General features: G+C 70.7%; 7 protein-coding genes. 4 read left to right on the top strand and 3 right to left on the bottom strand.

Annotated elements, in window-relative coordinates; genetic code table 11:
- Together PV363_RS13710 and PV363_RS13705 are read left to right on the top strand one after the other, a co-directional pair.
- Nucleotides 1-941 (top strand): hypothetical protein (locus PV363_RS13710; protein ID WP_301022597.1); only part of this gene is annotated, 941 nt, incomplete at its 5' end.
- Nucleotides 941-2,704: a GMC family oxidoreductase N-terminal domain-containing protein gene (locus tag PV363_RS13705; protein ID WP_301022596.1), complete on the top strand. Its 1,764-nt coding sequence runs from the start codon at nucleotides 941-943 to the stop codon at nucleotides 2,702-2,704. The genes PV363_RS13710 and PV363_RS13705, both read left to right, overlap by 1 nt.
- A gap of 9 nt (nucleotides 2,705-2,713) precedes the next feature.
- Here the strand turns inward: PV363_RS13705 and PV363_RS13700 are convergent, their stop codons facing one another.
- Complete coding sequence (locus PV363_RS13700) at nucleotides 2,714-3,667, bottom strand: siderophore-interacting protein (RefSeq protein ID WP_301022595.1); 954 nt, start codon at nucleotides 3,665-3,667, stop codon at nucleotides 2,714-2,716.
- Between the two features lie 113 nt (nucleotides 3,668-3,780).
- Here PV363_RS13700 and PV363_RS13695 point away from each other — a divergent pair, with 113 nt between their 5' ends.
- Nucleotides 3,781-5,106, top strand: coding sequence for a hypothetical protein (locus PV363_RS13695; protein WP_301022594.1), 1,326 nt, complete (start codon nucleotides 3,781-3,783; stop codon nucleotides 5,104-5,106).
- Nucleotides 5,107-5,126: 20 nt separating this feature from the next.
- Here PV363_RS13695 and PV363_RS13690 read toward each other — a convergent pair whose 3' ends face one another.
- Entirely contained in the window at nucleotides 5,127-5,663 is a 537-nt protein-coding gene (locus PV363_RS13690) for a LytR C-terminal domain-containing protein (RefSeq protein WP_255559786.1), read from the bottom strand.
- Nucleotides 5,664-5,665: 2 nt separating this feature from the next.
- A complete protein-coding gene (locus tag PV363_RS13685) occupies nucleotides 5,666-5,962 on the bottom strand; it encodes a type II toxin-antitoxin system VapB family antitoxin (protein WP_220343100.1) in 297 nt (98 codons plus the stop codon).
- A gap of 117 nt (nucleotides 5,963-6,079) precedes the next feature.
- Between PV363_RS13685 and PV363_RS13680 the strand changes: the two genes are divergently transcribed.
- Nucleotides 6,080-8,143: DUF6351 family protein (locus PV363_RS13680; RefSeq protein ID WP_301022593.1), on the top strand; the 2,064-nt coding region annotated here is incomplete at its 3' end.

Here is an 8,143-nt window from a genome sequence, read left to right as displayed (position 1 = left end):
AGACCCCCGTGCCCGCACCGACTTCCGACAACCACCCCCGACCCATCGAGACCGACTGGGGCCGCCGTGCGTTCCTGGCCAGAGCCGGCGTGCTCGGCCTCGCCGCCGCGGCTCCACCCGCACTCTTCGCCGCACCGGCCCGTGCCGCCACCACCGACGACGCCCTCGAAGCCCTCCTGGCCTGGCTGCGCCCGCAGCTCCAGCGCCTGTCGGCCGACACCTTCGGAGGGGTCGCGGCGTTCTGCTATCCCGGCCCCGACGCCTTCTCGCTCCGTCAGCTCGAGGTCCGTCGCGAGGCCGGGGGCATCGCCACCCGCACGCCGCAGTTCCTGATGGACACCCTCGACGGCTACATCCCGCTCCCCGACTCGATCGTCATCCCGCTGCTCACCGACGGGACGCGGCAGCTCGGCGCCCTGCCGAGGCCCCTGCCGTACGTGGTCACCCGGGCAGGGCTGAGGCGGGCCCAGCGCCTCGACGAGGCGCTCACGATCGTGCTCGAGAACGACGAGCACCTGCCCGCCTCCATCGTGGTGGCGTTGCTGCTCAACGTCACCGCGGCCGTCCTGGTCCCGGCGTCGCTGCTGCGGTTGGGCTTCAACTCGCCGTTCGCGCGGTTGCGGTACGCCGAGAAGGCCCGCGTCTTCGCCGACCTGGAGAGCGACGAGCCGACGGTGGTGAAGGTGCTCCGCCCGATCGTGGGCGACTTCCTCGCCGACGAGCTGCGGGGCCTGGTCCACTACCTCGCGATGGCGCTCCTCGCGCTGCCGTCCGACGGCATGTACAGCGAGCAGTCGGCGTACGACCGCGCCACCAAGCGGCTCGTCCGCCGCCCGATCGGGTGGGACCAGACCAACTACCTGCCAGGCAGGACCACACCGCCCGACGGGCACGCCGAGCTCCTCGGCTACTACCAGGGCCGGACGGAGGTGGAGGGCTGATGCGCGACGTCATCGTGGTCGGTGCCGGAGGCGGCGGACCGGTCGTGGCCGCCGAGCTCGCCGCACGCGGGCTCGACGTGCTGCTCCTCGAGGGCGGCTCCTCGCACGCGCAACCTGAGCGGGAGTGGACGCACTTCGAGAACGACGCCTTCAACCCCAAGGACGGCTACTTCCGCGTCGGACCCGCAGACCGCGACCGGCCTGCCTGGATCCGCGACCAACCTCAGAACTCCTACCTCTGGAACGTCACCGGCGTCGGTGGGACGACGCTGCACTACTACGGCAACAGCCCTCGGGCCTACCGTGGCGCCTTCGCCGGGTACGACGGCGCGGACCGCGACGCGTACGACACCGATCATCTGTTCCCCTTCCCGTACGAGGAGCTGGTGCCCTACTACGAGTGGGTCGAGGCGACGCTTCCCGTCCAGACGGCCCCGATGGGCCGCAAGGAGCGGGTGTTCTTCGACGGGTGCGAGGCCCTCGGGCTGCCCGTCCAGACGACGAAGGACACCCACGGCATCGCGTTCCGACCCCAGGAGAACGCCATCCTCCAGCCGCAGGGGACGGCAGGCCGGACCTCGGACTCCTCGTTGCTCGTCTATCCGCAGGCGCAGGGCTGCACCTTCTGCGGGTTCTGCGCGCAGGGGTGCCGGTCGCCGCTCAAGGCGCCGCGCAACCAGTTCGCGAGGCGCTCCACCGACAACAGCTATGTCCCGATGGCGGTGACGGCCTCGGCGTGGGCCGCGGCGGGCCGTGACGCCCAGCTCGTCACCGACGCCTTCGTGACCCAGGTCCACACCGAGGAGCGCGGCGGGCGCACCGTCGCTACGGGCGTGACATACCGGACCGACAACGACACGGAGACCGTCCGGGAGGACGCCGCCGTGGTCGTCCTCGCCGGGGGGTGTGTCGAGACACCGCGGCTCTGGCTGGGGTCAGGACTGCCGAACCCGAACGGCTGGGTCGGTCGGGGTCTGACCGACCACTACCTCGACTCCGTGGTCGGGACGTTCGACCGCGACACCGGCGCGTCGCGCGGTCCGGCCTCGGCGGCGCGGGCGGAGTTCCCCGGGTACGGCTGCCTCGAGCAGGGTGGGCTTCCGCCGGCGCTCCAGGCGTTCAGCATGAGCCACAGCGGGAGCGGAATCCGCGAGATGTACGACCTCGGCCGAGGCAAGCGCGGAGCATGGGACGGCGTCTCCGGACGGCTCCAGGGCTCGGAGCTGAAGGACGTGATGCTCAACGGCATCGACCGTCTTCTCAGCGTCCTCGTCATCACCGCCGACGACGTGGAGCCGGACAACCGCGTACGGCTCTCGCCGCTGTATCCGCGCGACGAGCACGGCGCGCCTGCCCGGGTGGAGATGGACTTCACGAGACGCTCCGCCGACACCGTGCGGCGGCGCAACTTCCTCGCCAACCGGGCGGCCGAGGTCCTGCGCGCAGCGGGGGCGCGCAAGGTCTACCGGATCGACTGGGCGCCGCTCATCCTCCACACGCAGTCGTCGATGAGGATGGGCGCCGACCCGGCCACGTCGGTCGTCGGGCCGACGGGTGAGGCCAGGGCGGTGGAGCGCCTCTTCGTCGCCGACAACTCGGTGCTGGCGAACTCCCTCGGCGGACCGAACCCCACCTTGACCACGCAGGCGATCGGGACGCGCACGGCCGAGCAGATCTTTGCCACGTACTTCGACGGCGACCCGTGGGTGGGAACGGAGGCGCCGGTGCCGTCGACCGATCCGCGGATCAGCGCGGCGCTGTGATCCGCGCGGTCACATCTCCGGGCGGCCGTCGCGCCAGTAGCCCATGAATGCCACCGACCGGCGGTCCACGCCGCTCTCGCTCACCAGGAACCGTCGAAGCGTCTTGATCACCGACGCCTCGCCGGCCAGCCAGGCGTAGAGATCGCCGGTCGGGGGCAGGGGCATGCCCTGGTCGTCGAGCGCGACCTCCCACACGAGCTCGTCGCCGACCACCTCGTCGAGGGCGACGTCACCCGCCTCGCCGTCACCGGCCTCGCCCTCGGCCGGTGCGGGGATCCCCAGCATCGCCGAGGCGCACCGTCGGACCGCGGGGACGAGCCGTTGGCCGTGGCGGCTCCCCTCGCGCGCGATCCAGGTCAGCGAGACGCCTGCGGGTCGGGCGAGGTCGGTGATGTCGTCCGCGTACGGAACCTCGAGGATGACGTGGCCGCGACGGTCGCTCGGCAGGTCCTCCAGGATCCGGGAGATCGCGGGGACCGCCGTCTCGTCGCCCACGATCAGCACGGGTCGGTCGGCGCTCGGGACGGCGAACTCCAGTCCGCCGTGCGGACCGGGGTGGGCGGCGTTCGGGCCCATCAGCACGGCGGGCGTGCCCGGTCGGCACGTCGCGGCGAAGCGGCCGGCCGGTCCGGTCGCGCCGTGCAGCACCACGTCGACGTCGACCTCGCGGAGCGCGGGACGCGACGCGCGGACGGTGTACGTACGGATCGGGTTGCGGTGCTCGTCGGGGAGGCTCCGCCACCGGTCGTACCAGTCAGGTGCGGACGGGACGTGCTCGTAGCCGCCGGTCGTATCCGGGAGCAGCAGCTTGATGCGCTGGTCGAAACCGTTCGCCGACATCGCGTCGAGGTCGTCCCCCCGGAAGGTGATGCGGACGAACGAGCGTGAGAGGCGGACCGTGCGAGCCACGGTGACGTCGAAGAACCGCCAAGGCTGGATGGCCTTCTCGATGGTGATGGTCACCGTGGGTCCTCCTGAATGTGGCGTAGAGGTAAGGCTAACCAAAGAACCTTGAAGCGGTCCAGACGAAGAGCCACTAGCCTCCTGGTACGAGCCATGCGACGAAGGAGCCCATCATGCCGACTCCACGCCAGCCCATCACCGCCATCGCAGCCCTGGTCCTCGGGATCGGGCTCCTCACTGCCGCAGGGGGTGCCGCTCAGGGCGACGACGCTGCACTCACCCCTGACAAGCGGGCCCTCGTCGCCGAGGCCGAAGCAGTCGAAGACGCAGCGGCAGCATCTGACCAGCCGCCTGCTCTGGCCTACGACGGTCCCATCGCGACCTCGCTGCAGCGCGCCGTCGCCGACCGCGTGACGGAGCTGCTCACCCCGCAGGGTGACAAGCCTGCCGACGGAGTCCCCGTGAGCCTCGATGCCGGAGTGATCGGCGTGACGGGGAGCCCGACGGCCGGCTACACCCTCGTCGTGACGCGGGGCACCGACGGCGCGGCACTGGTGAACCGCCTCACCTCTGGTCTCTCGGCCACCGCACGCCGTCTCCTCACCGTGCGGACGTCGGAGCGCACGGCGCAGGAGCTGCGCGACGCCTGGGTCGGCGTCACGGCGCAGCAGTGGCGCACGGCCGACGCCGCGCCGACCGCGGGCTACTCCATGGATCTCGATCCCGAGCTCGAAGCGGTCGTCGTCGACGTTGCCGCCGCGCCGCCACGAGAGGCCGCACGGCTCGATCGGCAGGCAGCGCCGGTCGAAGGAGTCGGCGCGGGTGCGGTGGTGGTCCGCTACACCGGCAGTGCGGCCCGAGCGTCGCGCACCTCCGACACCTCGCCGCACTGGGGAGGCGCTCGGATCACCAGCCCCTCCAAGGTCTGCTCGTCGGGTTTCACCGTGCGCAGCAAGTCCTCGAGCACGCGCTACTCGGTCACCGCCGGACACTGCGGCGCGAACGGGACCTCGTGGTACTCCGGGTCGTACTACTTCGGGCAGATCGCCGGGCGGAGCAACTACCCCGCCTACGACCAGGCTCGCCTGGCCGGCTCCACGTACACGAACTCGATCTACACAGACGGGCTCGACAACTTCAACGTCCGTACGGTCACGGGGGCCAATGACGGCGCGGTCGGCGACAACGTGTGTGCGTCGGGTGCGGTGACGAAGTCGGTGTGCGGGATCGAGATCAAGAGCCTGTCCGCCTCGTACTGCGACGATCCGGCCAAGCCGGCCACGTGCAGCACCTACCTGATGCGGGGCCGACGGAGCGACGACCGGGTCATCGCCCGTCTGGGAGACAGCGGCGGTCCGGTCTACCAGCGCAACACGACGCAGTCGCGGGCCTCCATCCGGGCGATGGTGGTCGCGTACGACATGAGCGGGGTCCGGATGTACGCCGAGCGCTACAACTCGATCTCGAACCACCTCGGGGTGATCGCGGTCACGAGCTGACCCGACAGGGGAGAGCCCGGTCAGGCGCCAGGGTCGACGGCCAGCGTGGGCACGCAGATGGTCACGCGGTTCTTGGCCTTGAGCGCCATGACCGGGTTCTTTTTCAGTCCCTTGAACTTCTTGCCGATGTAGACCTCGACGGTGGCGTCGTCCTCAGGGGTGCCCTTCGTGTACTGCACCTTGCCCTTGAACTGCGCTCCGACCAGGCGGGCGTCGACCCGCTTGGGCTCTGGGGCGACGACCCGGACGTTGGCGATGCTCGTGCCCTCCGGTGCGTTGCCGACAGTCCCGGGGAGGAAGCCGATGCCCTGGAGGTTGAGCGCCGTGCGGTTCGCCATGCCGGAGAGGCCGCCGGCGTTGAGCACGTTGACCAGGACCTGGTTGGGCGCGATCTGCTCGCCGGGCTCCAGCACGCGGTTGCGGCAGGCGGTCGTCGCGTCGGCGTCTGGCAGCTCGGGCGCCTTGGCAAACAGGAGCTGGACACCGGTGTAGGTGCCGCCGATCAGGATGGCGCTCAGCACCGACATCGTGAGGAACGTGCGCAGCCCGCGGGTCATGGTCACCGGTCCATCGCGTAGATACGGGCATGCATGACCTGGCGTTGCTGCAGCGCCGCGCGGAGGGCACGGTGCAGCCCGTCCTCGAGGTAGAGCTCGCCCTGCCAGCTGACGACGTGCGGGAACAGGTCGCCGAAGAACGTGGAGTCGTCGTCGAGGAGGCTGGCGAGGTCGAGCTGGCGCTTGACCGTCGTGAGCGTGTCGAGCCGGACCTGCTGGGGCGGCAGTTTTGCCCACTGGCTCTGGGTCAGTCCGTGGTCAGGGTACGGCCGCCCCTCGCCCACTCCTCTGAAGATCACCCCTGCAGTGTAGTCAGGCGATCTGGACGTGACGGACGTCACACACTAGCGTCGTCCCGCGGGATGCCGACGCCCGCTCCGGCAGGCGCCGGTTCCCTGTGGTGAGAGGCGTTGCTCATGAGGTTGAGGCGTTCGACGTTCATGGCTCCGACGCTCGGGTTGCTGGTCTCGGGACTCGTGCTGACGGCCCCGTCGCCGGCCAGCGGATCCCTGGAGGCGCACGGCTCTCCCGGTTCCCACGGCGGGGGCAAGGGCCGCCTCGCGGTCGAGACGGTCTCCAACCCGCGAGCCGACCTCGTCAGCGGTGGCGACGTCCTCGTCCGGGTCACCGGAGCCGCCGCCGACGCGCGGGTGACGCTGCTGGTGAACGGCCGGCGTACGAAGACCTCGCTCGTCGCGCAAGCCGACGGCAGCCGCACCGGTCTCGTGACCGGGCTGCGCAAGGGACGCAACGTCGTCACCGTCCACCGCGGCTGGTCGATGGCCGCCGAGGTCGTCACCAACCACGACCTCACGGGTCCCCTCCTGTCGGGGCCGCAGCAGAAGCCGTTCTACTGCGAGACCGAGGCGTACGGCCTCGCGCCGGCGCAGCAGCCCGACTGCGAGGCTCCGACCAAGGTCACCTACCAGTACCGGTCCGGGAGCAGCTTCAAGCCGCTCGCCGACCCGAGCCAGGTCCCCGCCGACGCGGCAACCGTGACCGTCGGCGGCAGGACCGTCCCGTTCGTGGTGCGGCTCGAGACCGGCACGATCAACCGGGCGGTCTACCAGGTCGCCGGAATCTACGACGGCACCGACCCGTCGCCGACGGCACCCGAGTCGACCTGGAACGACCGGATCGTCTACACCTTCGGGGGCGGCTGCAACGGCGGCTACCACCAGGGTGCGGCCACCGGCGGCGTCCTCGATGCCACGATGCTGGCCAAGGGCTACGTGGTCGCGTCGTCGTCCCTCAACGTCCTCGACAACAACTGCAGCCCGATCATCTCGGCCGAGACGGCGATGATGGTCAAGGAGCACGTCGTCGAGACGTACGGCGTCCCGGTGCACACGATCGGGTGGGGTGGCTCGGGCGGGGCGATCCAGCAGTACACGATCGCGGAGACCTACCCCGGGATCGTCGACGGCATCATCCCGAGCATCAGCTTCCCCGACGTCGTCAGCACCAACGGCGTCAACGCCGACTGCCGCCTCCTGCAGCGCTTCTACGCCGGCGAGGGCGCGTCGTGGACCCCGGAGCAGAAGCGTGCCGTGACCGGGTTCCTCAACGCGAGCAGCTGCCAGTCGTGGGACGTGGCGTTCGGGAACCGGCTCACCGCCACGGACTCGTGCCCGCCGATCATCCCGGTCGAGGCTCGCTGGGATCCCGTCACCAACCCCGACGGCATCCGGTGTGCGGCCATGGAGCAGTTCGTCAACCAGGTCGGACGGGACCCGCGCACCGGCTTCGCGCGCAGCCCGCTCGACAACATCGGCCAGCAGTACGGGCTCGAGGCGCTGAGGTCCGGCGCGATCGATGCGGAGCAGTTCGTCACGCTCAACGAGCGCATCGGCGGCTACGACCCGGCCGGCGCCGTGGTCCCCGAACGCAGCCGCGCCGACCTGCGGGCGGTCCGGGCGTCGTACCGGTACGGCATGCTCAACACGGCGTCCCGCGGTCTCGCGGAGACGCCGATCATCGATCTCCGCACGTACGCCGACGTGGCGGGCGTCCCTGCCAACTTCCACACCGCCGAGTGGTCCTTCGTGATGCGCGAGCGGTTGCGCAAGGCCAACGGTGACGCGGACAACCAGGTGATCGTGGCGTACCTGCCGGTGCCGGAGCTGGCCGCGGCGGCCTCGGCGCAGGCGCTGCAGTCGATGGAGGACTGGCTGACGGCGATCGGTGGCGACGACCGTCGGGGGTCGAAGGCTGCCAAGGTCGTGCGCAACAAGCCCGCTGCCCTCACCGACTCCTGCTGGCTGCCCGACGGTCGCCTCGTGCCGACCGACTGGGAGGCGGGTGGCGATGCGTGCAGCTCCGTCTACCGGATCGGCTCCAACCCGCGTCAGGTTGCCGGCCAGCCCATGACCCAGGACATCGTGGCCTGCGCGCTGCGGCCGATCCGCTGGTCGGACTACGGCGTCGCGTTCACGTCCGCGCAGCGGTCGCGGATGCGGGCAGCCTTTCCCGACGGCGTG

It is taken from the genome of Mumia sp. (genome assembly GCF_028803055.1).
GTDB lineage: Bacteria > Actinomycetota > Actinomycetes > Propionibacteriales > Nocardioidaceae > Mumia.
Note: the sequence above shows the minus strand (reverse complement) of the source record. Positions and strands in the feature narration are given on the sequence as shown.

Bases quoted from the DNA above. Each gene is read 5' to 3' on its own strand.
- PV363_RS13705 (WP_301022596.1), top strand. From the start codon at position 941: ATGCGCGACGTCATCGTGGTCGGTGCCGGAGGCGGCGGACCGGTCGTG.
- PV363_RS13695 (WP_301022594.1), top strand. From the start codon at position 3,781: ATGCCGACTCCACGCCAGCCCATCACCGCCATCGCAGCCCTGGTCCTC.
- PV363_RS13690 (WP_255559786.1), bottom strand. From the start codon at position 5,663: ATGACCCGCGGGCTGCGCACGTTCCTCACGATGTCGGTGCTGAGCGCC.